Raw genomic sequence first — 15,744 nt, forward strand, 5'->3', positions numbered from 1 at the left:
AATATAGACTGTTTAAATTTACACGAACAATGCAATTGCCGTGGTTTTTAGATTTTTGCGTTGTTTTTCCCCAATTTGTAAAGAGTCTTTACTTTTTTAATAAATTTGTAAGTGTTCGTAGCGTTTGTGTATTGAATATTTGGTAATGCTTTCGGTTAGGACTCCTAACCAATATTTCATCTCAATGGTAAACGTTTACCGCTTTCACTATAGATAGTGCATTAAGCTAAAACCCTTAGCCAGTATTTTATAGATTTTTATGGCGGTCGTAGTAAAGCTATCCGTTAGGGAAAAATTTCTTTAACGAGATATTCTGTCGTCTGAGATTACTTTTTTAGTAAAACCGTAATAAAGTTATTCGTTAAGGAAAAATTTCTTTAACCAAAGTTTAGATGTTTCAATCTCGTTGTTGAGTTTAGTCTACAGTTACAGTAAATTTAGGGTAACTGGATTAAAAAATAATTTATTGAAATTTAAGTGACTTAAATTTTTATATTTACAATTACCAAGTATAAGAGAGAAACATTTACTGTATTTTTTTTACATCCTCTGCATTTTTTTCACATTCTCTGTATTTTTTTTACATTCTCTGCATTTTTTTTGCATCCTATGTCATATTCGTCATACTTTAAATGACATATCGCTAATTAAAAATGTACTAACATGAGTAAATAACATTCTCAATACATCTATCAATGATATAGATAGGATAATAAATTATCGCGATACAAAGTTTTTATAATTTTAAGCTAATATTTATATCACGAGATATGATACAGATTATATTTTTTGTTGTAAACCGATATGTAAAATGTAAAAACTATGAAGAATATGTAAATAATATGAATTAATTGTGAAGGATGTAGTTATTTTAGTATTTTTTAGTTTTTTCTTTTAAAAAAAATGTATATTAGTAAGTAGTTAATATCAAGCGGTCTTTATTAGAAAGTATAGCTAGATATCCAACTAAATTTCGGGGTGGTTATATTATTTTTACTTTATAACTAAACATCTAACCGAAGCAATTGTAGACGTTTAGACTATTTTAAACGTGTGCGAAAGCAAAGTATGAAATCCTTTTAATAGTGTCTTGTGTGGATAACCACCAGTCACAATTGAATTGAAATTTGTACTACATTATTGAAGCTCAAGAAACGGAGCTAATTGAAAAACCCAGCAATGATTTGCACTCACTACTGGGTCAATGATTCACCTGCACTTACTGATTTGCACTCAGTAAAGGCAGAACTATCAAATTTTTTGCTTAACCTTATGATATCAAATAATTCTCAAGAAATCTCGTCTGAAAACTACATTGGCGTTCCAGCTACAACTGATATTCCAACTCCGCCAATAATTCAACCAACGCCATATCATTACCTGGCATTACTACCAGCAATTTTGACGGCTTTAACCCCATTGATTTTGGGAATGATGAAGAAAGATGAGGATGATAAGGACAAAGAATAGATAACAGTAGGCGATCGCTATCTTAATTATGTCAGCGATCGCGCTGCACTACCTTAATTTTTCTCACAACCTATTCCGTTACCATCGCCATCAAAGCGGTGGGGGTCTGGTGGTAGGACTTTGAATTTGCGTTGTTTAATGTCCGAGCATTGTAAATCGGGTAAATCTTTAGATATACAAAAATCTGGATAAGCAGGGTCACAGTTTTGTGCAGTTGAATTAGTACCTACATAAGTAGCAACTGCAATAGTTGTCCCAATTACTGCTGTAATTATCGTTACGATTCCTACTGTTTTTTCTAAAGAATTTTTTGATTTTTTTTGTTCTAGAGTAAGATGAATTTCTTCAATCTTATTATGTTGAGGAGATAGCATAATATTTCTATTATACTTTTGGTATCCTTCTGCCTCTACACGCATACGCGCTGAAACAGTATTTCCGTTTAAATCGGCATTAAATTGATAAAATCCTTCGCTATCAGAGTGAACGATATAGGATTGACCATCAAGTTCGAGAGTTACCTTTGCACTATCAACAGTTTTATTTTCACTGTCTAATACACGTCCTGTATAAGTATTGTAAGTATTATTAGTCATATTCGCCTCGATATAATAAGATAAAATGCTTGAATTGTAGTTTTTTTAGCTGAAGATTTACAGCCAGACTTAAATAAAAGTAGAACTCAACGCAAATGATTTTAAAAATAAATGCGCTCGGATGAAGTGATATCAGTAGTTAGATATGACAAGTAATTTAATACTTATGCAACAAACTGCTTTCGTATTAAAAAACATTTTCTTTAACTAGAAGCCAAGCAAATAGGGGCAATCATGACTTAAGTATCAAACTGGTAACTTTTACATTATCTACAAGCGTCATCAGTACAATTCCTGAATTTATAAAAAATTTGGAAAACTTAATAGATAACACTTTTAGATACCGTAAAACTCTCGATTTTAAAGCATTATGCTTTTTAAAGTGCAAAAAATATTACTTCCATAACTGCAATATTCTCAGTAATTATTCTACCTTATTACTGAAAATTACATTCTTATTAATAAAACTACATAGTTCAAATTTTACTCTTAACAAAGAATAAAAAAGATGTGCGATCGCTCCCAGCGGTCGATCAACCGCATCGCCCTTTTAAGTGCTGGCGCTGCGATCGCATTCAAGTAATGCAGTAATGCAGTATGTAAATAAGTAATTAATTAATGATTGTAATACTTGCAATTATCTGGTATATAAAGCATTAATCAAACTTTCAGCTTAATTACTCAATGCAGTAATTGATGCAGTAATGCAGTATGTCAGTAATATCATTAATTAATCAAAAAGGTGGCTGCTCAAAGTCCACAACCGCTGTGCATCTTAGCTATTGGTTATCGAGTAAAGGTTATTCAGTCCAGCTTATAGATGCCGATGCCCAAGGTAGTAGCTCTGTGTGGTTAAAGTCAATAGAAGAAAATAAAATACCATTTACGGTATTGCGATCGCCCGACGAACTGTTAGAACAAATTCCCGAACTAGCAGCGCAGTGCGATTATTTAGTTGTAGATGGTCCGGCGGGTTTGGCTGAATCTAGTAGGGCTATGTTATTTCGTAGCGATCTAGCAGTAGTCCCATGTCAGCCGACTGGTTTAGATTTGCAATCGGCTAGCGATGCAGTGCGGTTAATTAAGCAAGCTCAATCTGTTCGCGGTGGGCAACCCAAAGCCGCAATATTTATCAGCCGTGCGGTGAAAGGCACAAAACTTAAAGATGAGGCGATCGCACTGTTATCGAAAACCAAGGAAGTGACGGTGTTAAAAACTGTGATTCATCAAAAGCAAGCGATCGCGGATACGTTTGGTCAAGCTGCAACAATTTGGGACTTATCGGGACGTTCTGCTGCTGACTCGGCGCGGGAGTATGAAAAATTGTTTACAGAAATTCTAGGGATGCTCAAATGATTAAAAAACGTAAGTCCCTCGATGATAGTTTGGCAAGTGAATTTGTTTACGGTCAAAATAAAGAAGAAGCGCAACCAGTAACTAGTGAGGTTGAAGAAGTAATTGAAGAACCGGAACCACCTAAAAAAACTACAGCTGCTAAAACTGCTAAAACCAAAAAATCATCAATTGTGTCTAAGCTAAAACAAGAAAGCGTTAAAGAAGCAACTGTAAGATTAACTGTAGATTTACCCCAATCAATGCATCGTAAATTGTCTATGCTAGCTGCTTCTACTGGTAAGAAAAAGGCTGAGATTGTAAGGTTTTTGCTGGATGAAGCGCTGGAAGAAGTGGATGATTAATTAAGTAATGCAGTAATGCAGTAATTACTCAATCGAGTATGTAGAGGAGGTTAATTGCTGAAATTTCACCTTTTTATATGGAAAAATAGAATGATGAAAAGTTGATTTGAAAGAAGATATTTTCTTTTCTAATTTTATTCTTAACACATCGCTTCTGAAACCATGCTCCAACCCGATCTATCTGCTTTGAAAAGTCGAAATATATTACTAACCATGTTTGTGGTGCTTTGTATCCTAGATGCAACGCTAGTCGCGTTCGGCGCAGCCGTGCGGCTGATCGCACGGGATAATTGGGCAATTGAACGCATCTAGCGTTGCACCGAGATGACTGTAAAAACCCGCTGTCCGGCCCTCAAAAGGCTTGATTTTTCGTTATAAATAACGACTTTTTGACTTCAATGTAGCAAATTTTCAAACCTCTATAAGATAGGGGCTTTCAGACCATCTTGCAGAAAAAAAATACATATCTCGGCTCAATGCCTATATGCCAGTTTATTAATGTAATATTGTAGTACATTAAAAAGTAAGAGAAAACTAAGAATAGCATCTGGCACATTTTGTAATATTGAATTCGTAGAATGAAGCTTACACAGAATGTACAGGATTTTATTATCTAACCGTTACCTAGCATCTCCCGCAATGGCAATAGATACTCTTACGAAATATCGCCTTGTTATGTTTCCATAAATAATACTTTAATTAATTTTTAGTTCAATTACGCTCAAACGCCATAAATATTCTCACCCAAACTAGTTTGAGCAGGCAAACGAGTTCTTCTTTAAATCTGCCAAGCTGTAGATTTAATCTTGCCATAGCTTCTAGGGTTCTTTCTTGCCCCAAGCGGTAGCCATTCACACGATAGAGTGCTAAAGCTTGTTCGTATTTTTGCATCGCTTCGTCACTGCGCTTGAGGGACTGTAAAACATCACCTATTCCTTTTAAAGTATATCCTTCCCCATCGGAGTCGCTGACCTCACGAAACAATACCAAAGCTTGTTCGTATTTTTGCATCGCTTCGTCACTGCGCTTGAGGGACTGTAAAACATCACCTATACCTGTTAAAGTTTTTGCTTCCCATAAACGATAGCCAATCTCACGGTAAATTACCAATGCGGCTTCGTATCTTTCTAAAGCTTCCGTATGGCGTTTGAGCGTATACAATAAATCACCGATAGCTTTTAAGGTTTGCGCTTCCTCTAGGCGATAGCCAATCTCACGGTAAATTACCAATGCGGCTTCGTATCTTTCTAAAGCTTCCGCACTTCGTCGGTAAAAAAACTTCAAGATAATATCGCCAATGGCTTTTAAGACATTTGCTTCTCCAAGAGGAAAGCTAATCTTGCGGTAAAGTGCTAAAGATTGTTCGTAGTTTTGCATTGCTTCATCACTACGTTTGTTGAACTGCAAAACATCGCCAATGGCTTTTAAGGTATATGCTTCCCATAAAGGATTGCCAATCTCACGGTAAAGCGTCAATGCCACTTCGTATCTTTCCAAGGCTTCGTTACTACCTTTAAGGAACTTCAAGGCATTACCGATGGCTATTAAGGTATTAGCTTCTCCGAAGCGATCACCAATCTCACGGTAAAGCGTCAATGCCACTTTGTATCTTTCCAAGGCTTCGTTACGACGTTTGAGAAACTTCAAGACATCGCCGATGGCTCTTAAGGTATCTGCTTCCCAGCGAAACTTTAACAGGGGAGCTTGGCTAACGCCAATGTCCCGATAGGATACTAATGCTGCTTCGTAGTATCCTAAAGCTTCCGTATAACTATCGAGGTGCTTTAAGATATCGCCGATGGACTGTAAAGTATTAGCTTCCCCTAAAAGAGTTTCTAAGGAAGCAGCTTGGCTAATGCTAATATCGTGGTATAACGTTAATGCCGCTTCATAAGATTGTAAAGCTTGTTGTAAGTCATCCATGCTGCTGGAGAGCTGGCAGACATCACCAATGGCTCTTAAAGTATTAGCTTCTCCGAAGCGATCGCCAATCTCACGGTAGGATTCTAATGCTGCTGCATAGTATTTTAAGGCGGCTGATGCTTCATAAACTCGAAATTTTGTTTTGCCTGCCCAATAATAAACTTCTGCCTTAGCTGAAATTGTCACTCGCTCTGTTTCAATATGTTCTAGTAATACGGCAACCAGCGATTCTAGTTCGGCAATACGAAAATTATTATGCCAGTTTTCTGCTACATCCCAAAACTCACTACCTTGCCACTCTCGGTCAACTACAATTAAGTGATATAACCGTTCAATTTGAGTTTCTGGTCGATCAGTTATTGCTGTTTGAAGTTCATTGGTACTAAAAAAATACTCGGCTGCCCGTTGCGACAAGGTAATAAATTCATCCCGATGTTCTTGCCACAGATGATTTAACATTAAATTTCGCGTCAAATCATGAATATTATGTCCTCTATCAGCAAACTCTTCCACAAAAGGTAAAGCTTGCAATTCTGTATAAAGTTCAGATGATTGAGCTTGCAATTCTGGGCGCAGTGCTGCCAAAATTTCTGCATCAAACCAGTGTGGCACTACCACCGTCCATGCAGCCGCAGCTAACTCAGGTGAAAGCGTTGAGAGCAAACTCTCTGTTACAATCCAAGAGCGTTCCTCATCTGTTTGCGCCTTTGCTAGCTTCCCCAACAACTCCTGATTCACTGCTGTTCTCTCGCCAGTGCTTCTAAGGTTTTCACAATGTCCGCAGGTTGACCTTTTAGTATCTGCATCGCCATCCCCACTTCATCTCGATTAAAGGGCAATTTACTGTCTTTGCTGTACTTGTACCACGCTTCCCGATCCGAGATGCCTTCTAAACAACAACAGTGATGCAAATCCATCCACTCAATTGTCGGTTTGGGAATCTGCTGTCCGGCAATTACTACAATCAATTTGTGTGTATCAACAACATCAGCTAAAAATTTACCTCCTAGCCAGTTTGCCAGTTCAGAGGTAGCTTTTTCGTAAGAATCGAACAAAAACACTAGCTTTTGGGAAATTGTCCGCAAGTCCTGAAAAAATGTCTCGTGTAATTCAGTCAAACGAAAATTGCGTGTGCTTTTATCCACATTTGACAAAACCACGCTCAATTGGTTATCTTTGCCAATCATCGTTGTGCCAGAGACTTCTACCCCTGAACTGAGATATCGCTGCTGTGCAGCGTTTAATTTGGAAAAACGTTCCTGCCCTAAACGGCTGCGGACACAAGAAAAAATGTAAGGAATTCCTCGCTCTCGCGCTGATTTCAGATCAATTGGCACACATAACATATTTGACGGTAACGTATGCTTAAACCTGGATAGTAGGCAAGTTTTGCCATAACCAGATTTAGCTTCTATTAATAACACTCGTTTGGTACACTCTCCCTGCACTATCTTTTTGAAAATTTCAACTTCCCGCGTGCGATTAGCAATGCTCATGGATTTGAAGAATTATTTTGTGGCGAAGAAGGAGGATTATGAGAATTTTCGGTAACAGAAAACTCATTTTTCTTCCCTTCTATCTCTGTATTTTCTACCCAAGCATTGTTTTTGTTGACTTGCACTTTATTTTTATCCCCTTTCATAGTTGTCCCTTTGACAACAGTCCCTTTACCTGTAGAAGATTCTGAGGAAGTCGATTGTATAGATTGTCTACTCCAGGTAAGACCCCAAATGAGTTGCAAAATATTAACTAAAAAAGCTCCGAATAAAGCAGCAGCAATTTTTTCCAATAGTCCCCTGATATTTGACGTTTGGGCAATATCTCCAGATAACCATGCCCAAACTGCTCCCAAAACAGCAAGTTCAATTACCACGCCCACCACTAGCAACCAGCTACGACGAAACGTTCTAAGTGGCGGTAATTGATTAATAAAATATCCAGAAGCCCCACCAATAAATGCAGGCACTAGAATTTTTAAAAGCTCATTTGGCATAGAAAAATCAACTAATTAAAAGGTTGTAATTAAGCACAATTATACTGATTAAACTATACACTTAGAACACTGGTTCATTAATCAAACAGAAGAAGAGGCTGCATTAGTAGGGTAGCCGCCGATATACGGGGTTATAGCGATATAACCTGAAAATGAATCTCACTCAAATGGCAATACCAAGAAAGCTTAGTAATTTGATTGGTAATAGTTGAATGCATTTCGTAACGACCGGCATCTTGCGGTTTACCGTCAATAATTGCATCTGGTACTACCTGCCGAAATAGTGGGGTATCATAGCAAGTCCCAATAATACGGTTATGCTGCACGCTCCATTCGATGCTGTTGTGGAATTGTGACTGTAAAGAATCGGTTTGCCCGTCGTAGAATGTCCCCATCGTGCTTTTAACTCACATAACGCATATTTTTGCAAGTAATTTAATAAAACTTTGCAACGTGTCCTATTTTACACGAACCCCGGTGGAGACTATTTAACGCATAAAAAATATAGAGCCGCCAGATGGTTTAGTTACTTCGTCTTTTTCTTCGGAATCGATTAGAAAAAACAAACTTCTAGAGCCTTTATGGGTTTTTCTAATAAAAAAAGATGCAGCTAAAAGATGAGCAATTTCTCGTCCTAGCAAGTCATTTTTAGGTACGCAAGCCATAAAATTTTCATAAGCTTCATCTAATGTATATTCGTAAAAGCCAGTATTACTATTTTTATGCGTAATGCCGAACCATAAAGTATTTTTATCGCGATCGCCTACTATATCTTGTTGAAATTCGGGATTTGCTGCAACTGCGTTCCATGCTTCTTGCCGAGGAGCGGTCAATTTTTCATCGAACCTACCCGAATTAATAAAATATAGGGGTATTCCAGGGGTGCTGTTAGAAAAATCAATCCAAATATCAGTAGTGCCATCAAAGATATCTTCTACCAAACTTGCTTCCCAATTTTTAAATTCTAAGTCTTCTAATGTAAAACGACGTACACATTTTATATTACAATTATTACCACCGTAGGGGAATTGAAACTGACGGTCTACTAAATTTTTACGTCTTGCTGCTTTTAACTTACCTTTTCTACCCATATTTATAAAGCTATTGCTTAATTACTTATTACCATTCTACAAAGTCAAATTATTCGCACGAGTGAAGATAATTGTGCTGCTTGCTATAAGACTTGTTAACCAGTTTGTTTAAAAAAAATGTGGGTTGTAGAGTTGTCACCTGATAAAACCGCTCGTTCAAAGTCTGAAGTTAAAAAGGTTAAGAAGCGACAAGCCTAAAACTTTTAAGAAGAATTACGATACCCGCTTATTCTTGCTGATAGAAACGTTTAGTTTTGTTTTTGATTTTTGCTTTTCATATCCAGCGCGATCGCCCTTAATAGTTCTTCAAAAACTTCTGGCGATAAATTGCTTATCTGTTTGCTGATATCTTCAGCAGTGCCATTGAGTTGCAAAACGTTTGAGTTAGAAATCATATTATTGCCGCCAATAATTACAATTCCACCGGGATTACTACCCATCGCTCTTTGTGCTATTTCCATCCGCTGTTCTAGGGGCAATTCCTCAATACGCTTTGCAAATTCATCAAATTCTACGCATTCTACCAATTTAGCTACATGAATCTCTTTCATTGTCAGACTAGCTTAATTTAATACCTGTGAATAGTTAAGTTTTATTTAAACCTATACTAAGACATTATAATGGTCTTTTTAATACTAGCTTCATTCGTATTATTACCGTCGCTTTCTTCACGATTGGTTTTAAGCTTGTTCGCGATCGCCATTACGATATCGGACATTTGAAAGTTATCCATTTTGGCGATTAAGTGTTCTATAAGAACTCCTTCACCTAGCAGTAGATTAAAAAAATATACTTTGGCTTCAATTGGTAAAAATTCTAGAAGTCTTTCTAAACTATCAGTTTGGATCGATTTTTTACCCCGGCGAAACTCGCTAATTGACTGCGGAGTTACCCCAGATTGCTTGGCTAACTGTTTGGCACTAATTTCAAATCTTTTTAGCGTCATGTCAAAAGCTTGGTTAAAATTCATTAAGTTGTATTAAATTCGCTAATTAGGGAATTATTCTAGCTTGTCTTTGGTTAAAATTCGGTTATAAATGAATTGTTTCATTTTCATCTTATCTTTACAAAGCAAGCGAGATTATACAAATTATGCAACGTAAAACATAAAAACTTAAAAAATTATTAACGTGCTGCCTCGTTGCAACCTGCGTCGTCGGGCTTTGTTCCTAACTACACTGCCTGCGGTAAACAATTAGAATCTTTGTTTTCACGAGATTGGACGACCCAAATTGCAAGGGCGTTAAAAACCTCTGCCTTCTCTTGAGGAGATGCAGCTATAATTTGCGATCGCAAGCTAGCTTTAGGATTAACACCTAGTAAGCGAGAAACATACCATTCTTTGGCTTCATCGGGGATAGCCGCAAAAACTGCAAGAAATTTGCTCATCCCCAAATCGGCTTTACCTCGCCGAAATCTAGAAAGCATAACCTCAGAAATTCCTGCTGTCTCAGCTAGTTCCTTGGCTGAGATATTAAAACGGTTCATCATCTCATCGAACAGCTGTTGATGCGCTTCAGTTTTCTGTGTAACAATTTCTTGCATTTTTCACTGCTATCTCAATTAAAATAAGATTTAATGATTAAATTAACCTTTAAGACATTAAAAGCACAAGAGGACTAAAGAAATCTTTAACTGCTTGTATTTCTATATTAACTGTTAAATATCAACGGTTGATAATTGTGAAGTGTTCGCAAAAAAAATACCCCCAGTGTTTATTAACAGACTGGGGTAAAAATATTAAAACTTAGGTGCATTATGACCCATAACACTACCAAAATTCAAGGTAAATTTTACCCATTAACTCCAGACGTAGCTAAAAAACCCAAGAAAGCTAAATTAACTGCTGCCGAATGGAGATTCTGGACATATCTTGTAGAACTTAACAATTCAAAATTGGCGTTGGCTCAAGCAACCTGCTTGGAGATTGGAATCACCGTAACCTTCAAGGAGGTACAGCCATGATACCCAAGCCACAAAGAGATATGAAGGGGAAGGTACAGGGCGAATTTTACCCGCTGCAAAAAGCAGAGCTTATTGCCCTCCGTAAAGCCAAGCTGATAAACAATGTTGGCTTTGTTCACTTAGCGCTCAGGCACGAAAACCCTTTTTGCGATCGCTCTATTACAGTTATTCCCAAAGAGTTTGCACGACGATGGCTTCTTCCAGAAAGCAGCGTTTATGAAGCGATCGCCAGACTCAAGGAAAGCCACGCAATCAACATCAAATCGGGCAGAATCACCATCGAATGGGTAAATTCTCAACAAGAAGACTGTGATGACTCTCAGCAAGAATCAGTTGATAACTCCCAGCAAGAAGACTGTGATGACTCCCAACAAGAACCAGTTAATGACTCTCAACAAGAGTGCGATTCTGAGAATCCAGAAAAATTCTGGGAATCCAGAAAAAATTCTGAGAGTCCAGAAAAAATTACGGAATCCCAGAAAAAATTCCAGAATCCCAGAAAAAATTCTGGAAGTTCAGAAAAACGATGCCCGCAAAGCGCTCCAGGCAATGATTCTGGCTTCTCTCAGACTATTCAGACTTATCCAGACTTTATACAAACTCTCTCAAAAGGCGAGAGAGAAAGCTTTTTAGAATTTGGTAAGAAAAAAGCGAGCCAGCTACCAAAACCACCACAACTAACCATCAAGTGGATTCAAGCTCATCATGAGGAATTATGTTCCGAGTGGCGCGAAACGCAAAATAAAAATCAAAAATCAATTTACAAATTTGAGGTTTACCAGGAATACCAGCATCAAATGTGGTACGGACGGCTACAGTCGGTCGTAAAAATTCTAGTTGGATTTGGTGACGATAGCGGCTTGCGAAAATTCTTTATGGACGATTTTCAGCGATGTTGGTACGACTGGGCAAAATCTGCCCGCATGGACGTGCGCGAACTTTTAGCAAATAATCCGATAATGCAGGAGTGGAAGTATGGTTGATAATCCCAATTTTGCCTGTAGTGACAAATTACCTCCCCAAAGTATCGAAGCAGAACAAGCAATTTTAGGCGGAATCTTGCTCGACCCAGGTGCGATCGCCAGGATTCGGGACATCCTTGTGACGAATGCTTTTTACCTGGGCATCCACCGCGATATTTATCAAGCAGTCTTGGAACTTGATAACCAAGGTAAGCCGACAGATTTACTCGCAGTTATTAGCTGGATGGAAGACCGCAATCAGCTCTCAAAAATTGGTGGTAGAAATCAATTAGCGTCGCTTGTAGACCGGACGGTATCGGCAGTTAACATCGATGCCTTGGCGGCATTGGTGATGGATAAATATCACCGACGGCAATTGATTAAAGCCAGCGGCGAAATTTTGGACTTGGCGCACGACCAAACCCAAGAAATAATCCAACAGTTAGAAAGGGCATCTTCAAAGATTCTGGAGGTAAATAACAGCGCGATCGCTTCAGATTCCGAGCCGACTCCGCTATCAGATATTTTGTTCGATGCCTTTGAACGTATTGAAGAAAAAAGTATGGGTAAAGCGCTAAGGGGCGTTAATACTGGATTTTATGACTTAGATGCGGTAATTGGAGGATTTAAACCGGGAAAGCTGATAACTATTGCTGGTCGTCCGGCGATGGGCAAGTCATCGTTTTTGGGTAATTTAGCTTTTAATATTTCGCTACATCAGCATCTGCCAACCGTAATTTTTAGTCTTGAGATGGGTAAGGAAGAATGGGGAGATAGATTTTTATCAACTGATATGCCCATTGAATCAAGCTATTTACAAAACGGTAAAATTAGCAAAACCGAATGGGAATCTTTAGCGCAATCGATTAGTAAATTAAGCGAATTACCCATTTACATCGATGATTCGCCCATAATAACTCTCAATTCAATTCGGACGAAAGTTAAGCAGCTTATTGCCAAGCATCATCGCATTGGCATGGTTGGAATTGATTATTTGCAGCTGATGGAAGGGACAGATGGCGATAGTTTTAATTTGGCTTTTCAAATCGGCAAAATCACCAGAGGTTTAAAACAGTTAGCACGAGAATGTAACACAACTGTTGTCATCTTGTCGCAGTTAAATCGTGGTGTAGAAAGTCGGAATATCAAGCGCCCTATGATGTCGGACTTGAGAGAATCGGGGCGAATTGAGGAAGATTCGGATTTAGTACTGCTGCTTTACCGGGATGAATATTACCACCCAGATACGATTGATAGGGGTATTGCAGAAGTAATTATTGCCAAAAATAGAAGCGGATCAACGGGAACAATAAAACTGCTGTTTGACGGACAGTTTACTTGTTTTAAAAATTTGGCACAGCGTTAACAGTGAGCAGTTAACAGTTATCAGTTATCAGTAACATACCGGGATACAGAAAAATGACAACACTTTTTAATATTGAGCAATACCAAAATTCTTATCAACGCGACTGGGATGGTGCTAATTATGACCCTGCTTGGGACAAACCTGATGATGTCTCTGAAAAATCGCATGAAAAAGTTTCCTCAGTTGTGGAAGTTTCCACGGGTGAGGAAGAAATACAGCCGGAAGTTTCCGAACGTTGGAACCCGAAACATTTTGGAGAAACACCGCGTAAAGTTGATGAAACTGGAAATCCTACCGTTTTCTGGGATGAAAGCATAGAACCACCCCTACCTGATGATTTTGAATCACTACAAGAATACGAGGAAGCATGGTTACGTTGGGAAATAGAAAACTGCGACAGATCGATTTGTGCAGCGGGGTTGGGGCGGGATTTCCCCTCGCCGGATTGCAGCTTAGAGAATTTGAACTCATCGGACTCTGCGAAATCGACGAGTGGTGTAGAGACAGATTGCAGCAACGCTTCCCCGATGTCCCCATCTACGACGACGTTAAACAATTCCCCAGAATCGAGGGAATCGACTGCATCACCTCATCGCCACCATGTCAACCCTTTACCGTTGAAGGAAAACGACTCAGTGGAGCAGACGATCGAGACTGCATCCCCGCAGTACTGCAACTTGTCCGCACAATCAAACCTAAATACTTCTGTTTGGAAAACGTCCCCGGACTGTTATCGGCACCCCGACGACCTGGAGACAAAGAAGGAACATATTTTCAACAGATGCTCCAAGAGCTTCATGAAAGCGGGTACGATGCACAATGGATTGTTGTCGGAACGCGGTTTTACTTCGGAACCAGATGGACTGGTGAAAGACTCTTGCTCGTTGCCGCGTCCAGGAGCCTTGAGTTGGAGTGGGAAAGGGCGACCCCCTGGGAACACCAAGTCAGAAGCCAAAGCCAAGAAGATTGGGTTAATCGCCAAGAACGAAGTCTACAATCCAGAGTGGTTGGAGCAGGAATTTGGACTACCAATCGGGTGGACAGACCCCCAGGAACACCGAGCGGCAACTCAATTACTAGAGCTAGAAGGGCAGCCCTCGGAAATATTCTTGACCCCAGAATCGCCGCGATCGCCCTCCGCAGAGTCTTGTACCTCAACTCACTCATCAAATAAGGGTAAGAAAAAATCCTCAGACTGCTGGTATACGCCACCTCACATCATTGAATTGATAATCCAGGTACTTGGCGTTATCGACCTCGACCCATGCGCTGATGATGGTAAACATATTCCGGCGCGATCGCATTTCACCTTTAACTCGGATGGGCTAGCGGCTGTGTGGGAAGGGCGTGTTTTTATGAATCCTCCCTACAGTTGTCCAGGGTTGTGGATGAAAAAGCTATGCGCTGAGTTTGAATCGGGAAGGGTAAGGGAAGCGATCGCTCTTGTTCCGGCAGCTACTGATACTAAATGGCTCAGTCCATTTCTAAAAACTCAAGTTGTTTGTTTTTGGACGGGTCGGATTAAGTTTTTGGATGAAGATTATCAACCCAAATTAGCTGCACGGCAGTCTCATGTATTGGTTTACTGGGGGGAGAATTGGGAACGGTTTAAGGAAGTGTTTGAACCGCATGGTTTTGTGTCTGTGCCTAGTCAATTCTTAGAGGATAGGTTAGTTGAACAGGTATCCCCTTTTAAAGAGAAAGATGACTGCAAGTTCATAGAAGATAAACAAGTAAAAAATCAGTCATCTAGGAATACGGAAAAATTCGGTGAGTTGATACATGAGAAACTAAATAATCAAAGTGTTTCTGAGGAAAAACACGAATTCCTAGATGATACAAATTACTCCTCTAGGAAAACACGTCGAAGCCGGGGTGAGGGAAGCGGCTGCATCTATTACCGCACTATTACTAAAAACGGTAAAGAGTATTGTGAAGCATATTATCAATATGAACTGTGGAGTGATGGAAATGCAGTAATTAAAACTACTAAGTATATTCCTAAACGTTTATTACAACAAATACAAGATTTAAACAGTCAAAAAACTCCAGTATGGAAAATTTTGCAAGTATTAAGTGTACTTCTGTAACTCAATATACTTGCATAAGTCCCATGAGAGCTTAAATATAAATGTTTCCTAGAGGATTATCTTTTGTCCTCTAGGAACGATAATTTTTATTGAAGTACAGGTAAAATTAATTACTATTATTAACCGCTGTCAATGTAATGAAGATAGTAGCAATTTGCACTAGAAGAAAAAGCTGAACTCAGGAGCGATCGCCTAAGTTGTATCCATTTTTCTTGGTACTTATAGGTTGTTATAACTATTAGCATTTTAAAAAAGTGTAAAATAAGACAAGCAATAGTGAAAGCGTGTCTCCTTAGAAATCAGTACTAACTTGTCAGTTTGCTACATAGTCGCAGCATAATTTTCTATAGGATTATTAGCTTATTCATTTGACCCAATTAAATAAACTAGAAAAATCCGAAATATAGTACAGTGAGTTTGTAGACATACTAGTGTCATTCAATTTGTGGTCTAGCCTGATGAAAAAATCTTTAAAAGCAATAGTAATCATCTGTTCATTTTTCTCAAAAGCAATCAAAGAAAGCGAAAATTTTTAGCTAAAAGCGTTGTTGATAAATTTATTCTTATAGTAAAATTAATCCTTTATTAGAA

At 38.6% G+C, this 15,744-nt stretch carries 19 protein-coding genes; 9 read left to right on the plus strand and 10 right to left on the minus strand.

Features of this window, described 5'->3' with window-relative positions; all coding sequences use genetic code 11:
* Nucleotides 1-1,272 precede the first annotated feature (1,272 nt).
* Nucleotides 1,273-1,470, plus strand: a complete 198-nt coding sequence (locus ACM03V_RS26575; RefSeq protein ID WP_414623810.1) for a hypothetical protein — start codon at nucleotides 1,273-1,275, stop codon at nucleotides 1,468-1,470.
* Between the two features lie 53 nt (nucleotides 1,471-1,523).
* Here ACM03V_RS26575 and ACM03V_RS26580 read toward each other — a convergent pair whose 3' ends face one another.
* Nucleotides 1,524-2,066, minus strand: a complete 543-nt coding sequence (locus ACM03V_RS26580) for a carboxypeptidase-like regulatory domain-containing protein (protein WP_414623811.1) — start codon at nucleotides 2,064-2,066, stop codon at nucleotides 1,524-1,526.
* Between the two features lie 711 nt (nucleotides 2,067-2,777).
* Between ACM03V_RS26580 and ACM03V_RS26585 the strand changes: the two genes are divergently transcribed.
* The 3 genes from ACM03V_RS26585 to ACM03V_RS26595 all read left to right on the plus strand — a co-directional run bounded on the left by ACM03V_RS26585 (nucleotide 2,778) and on the right by ACM03V_RS26595 (nucleotide 4,075).
* A complete protein-coding gene (locus ACM03V_RS26585) occupies nucleotides 2,778-3,422 on the plus strand; it encodes an AAA family ATPase (RefSeq protein ID WP_414623812.1) in 645 nt (214 codons plus the stop codon).
* Nucleotides 3,419-3,763, plus strand: coding sequence for a CopG family transcriptional regulator (locus ACM03V_RS26590; RefSeq protein WP_414623813.1), 345 nt, complete (start codon nucleotides 3,419-3,421; stop codon nucleotides 3,761-3,763). Before ACM03V_RS26585 ends, ACM03V_RS26590 begins: the two co-directional genes overlap by 4 nt.
* Nucleotides 3,764-3,925: 162 nt before the next feature.
* Nucleotides 3,926-4,075 carry a hypothetical protein gene (locus tag ACM03V_RS26595; RefSeq protein ID WP_414623814.1) on the plus strand — a complete coding sequence of 50 codons (150 nt, stop codon included), beginning with the start codon at nucleotides 3,926-3,928 and terminating at the stop codon, nucleotides 4,073-4,075.
* Nucleotides 4,076-4,474: 399 nt separating this feature from the next.
* On the opposite strand, the gene ACM03V_RS26600 is transcribed toward ACM03V_RS26595, so the two are convergent.
* The 8 genes from ACM03V_RS26600 to ACM03V_RS26635 all read right to left on the minus strand — a co-directional run bounded on the left by ACM03V_RS26600 (nucleotide 4,475) and on the right by ACM03V_RS26635 (nucleotide 10,315).
* The gene (locus ACM03V_RS26600) at nucleotides 4,475-6,424 is read right to left on the minus strand and encodes a tetratricopeptide repeat protein (protein WP_414623815.1); all 1,950 of its coding nucleotides are present in this window, start codon (nucleotides 6,422-6,424) and stop codon (nucleotides 4,475-4,477) included.
* Nucleotides 6,421-7,023 (minus strand): hypothetical protein, encoded by a 603-nt coding sequence (locus ACM03V_RS26605; protein WP_414623816.1) that lies wholly within the window; start codon nucleotides 7,021-7,023, stop codon nucleotides 6,421-6,423. Before ACM03V_RS26605 ends, ACM03V_RS26600 begins: the two co-directional genes overlap by 4 nt.
* 155 nt (nucleotides 7,024-7,178) lie before the next feature.
* Nucleotides 7,179-7,679: a hypothetical protein gene (locus tag ACM03V_RS26610; protein WP_414623817.1), complete on the minus strand. Its 501-nt coding sequence runs from the start codon at nucleotides 7,677-7,679 to the stop codon at nucleotides 7,179-7,181.
* 131 nt (nucleotides 7,680-7,810) lie between these two features.
* Nucleotides 7,811-8,074: a hypothetical protein gene (locus tag ACM03V_RS26615; protein WP_414623818.1), complete on the minus strand. Its 264-nt coding sequence runs from the start codon at nucleotides 8,072-8,074 to the stop codon at nucleotides 7,811-7,813.
* Between the two features lie 93 nt (nucleotides 8,075-8,167).
* Nucleotides 8,168-8,770, minus strand: a complete 603-nt coding sequence (locus ACM03V_RS26620) for a hypothetical protein (RefSeq protein WP_414623819.1) — start codon at nucleotides 8,768-8,770, stop codon at nucleotides 8,168-8,170.
* Between the two features lie 248 nt (nucleotides 8,771-9,018).
* Nucleotides 9,019-9,321 (minus strand): hypothetical protein, encoded by a 303-nt coding sequence (locus tag ACM03V_RS26625; RefSeq protein WP_414623820.1) that lies wholly within the window; start codon nucleotides 9,319-9,321, stop codon nucleotides 9,019-9,021.
* A gap of 56 nt (nucleotides 9,322-9,377) precedes the next feature.
* Nucleotides 9,378-9,740, minus strand: a complete 363-nt coding sequence (locus ACM03V_RS26630) for a helix-turn-helix domain-containing protein (protein ID WP_414623821.1) — start codon at nucleotides 9,738-9,740, stop codon at nucleotides 9,378-9,380.
* 203 nt (nucleotides 9,741-9,943) lie between these two features.
* On the minus strand, nucleotides 9,944-10,315 hold the full coding sequence (locus ACM03V_RS26635) for a helix-turn-helix domain-containing protein (protein ID WP_414623822.1): 372 nt from the start codon (nucleotides 10,313-10,315) through the stop codon (nucleotides 9,944-9,946).
* Nucleotides 10,316-10,528: 213 nt separating this feature from the next.
* On the opposite strand from ACM03V_RS26635, the gene ACM03V_RS26640 reads away from it, so the two are divergent.
* The 3 genes from ACM03V_RS26640 to dnaB are packed head-to-tail and all read left to right on the plus strand — an operon-like array spanning nucleotide 10,529 to nucleotide 13,063.
* Entirely contained in the window at nucleotides 10,529-10,735 is a 207-nt protein-coding gene (locus ACM03V_RS26640) for a hypothetical protein (protein ID WP_414623823.1), read from the plus strand.
* Nucleotides 10,732-11,718, plus strand: coding sequence for a hypothetical protein (locus ACM03V_RS26645; RefSeq protein WP_414623824.1), 987 nt, complete (start codon nucleotides 10,732-10,734; stop codon nucleotides 11,716-11,718). The genes ACM03V_RS26640 and ACM03V_RS26645 overlap by 4 nt, the downstream gene beginning before the upstream one ends.
* Nucleotides 11,711-13,063 carry a replicative DNA helicase gene (gene dnaB, locus ACM03V_RS26650; protein WP_414623825.1) on the plus strand — a complete coding sequence of 451 codons (1,353 nt, stop codon included), beginning with the start codon at nucleotides 11,711-11,713 and terminating at the stop codon, nucleotides 13,061-13,063. The genes ACM03V_RS26645 and dnaB overlap by 8 nt, the downstream gene beginning before the upstream one ends.
* A 118-nt stretch (nucleotides 13,064-13,181) precedes the next feature.
* On the opposite strand, the gene ACM03V_RS26655 is transcribed toward dnaB, so the two are convergent.
* A complete protein-coding gene (locus ACM03V_RS26655) occupies nucleotides 13,182-13,379 on the minus strand; it encodes a hypothetical protein (protein WP_414623826.1) in 198 nt (65 codons plus the stop codon).
* A 51-nt stretch (nucleotides 13,380-13,430) separates the two neighbouring features.
* On the opposite strand from ACM03V_RS26655, the gene ACM03V_RS26660 reads away from it, so the two are divergent.
* Together ACM03V_RS26660 and ACM03V_RS26665 are read left to right on the plus strand one after the other, a co-directional pair.
* A complete protein-coding gene (locus ACM03V_RS26660) occupies nucleotides 13,431-14,237 on the plus strand; it encodes a DNA cytosine methyltransferase (RefSeq protein ID WP_414623827.1) in 807 nt (268 codons plus the stop codon).
* Nucleotides 14,173-15,153, plus strand: coding sequence for a DNA N-6-adenine-methyltransferase (locus tag ACM03V_RS26665; RefSeq protein WP_414623828.1), 981 nt, complete (start codon nucleotides 14,173-14,175; stop codon nucleotides 15,151-15,153). Before ACM03V_RS26660 ends, ACM03V_RS26665 begins: the two co-directional genes overlap by 65 nt.
* Nucleotides 15,154-15,744: the final 591 nt, after the last annotated feature.

The sequence above is a fragment of the Calothrix sp. CCY 0018 genome (genome assembly GCF_963920925.1).
GTDB lineage: Bacteria > Cyanobacteriota > Cyanobacteriia > Cyanobacteriales > Nostocaceae > Rivularia.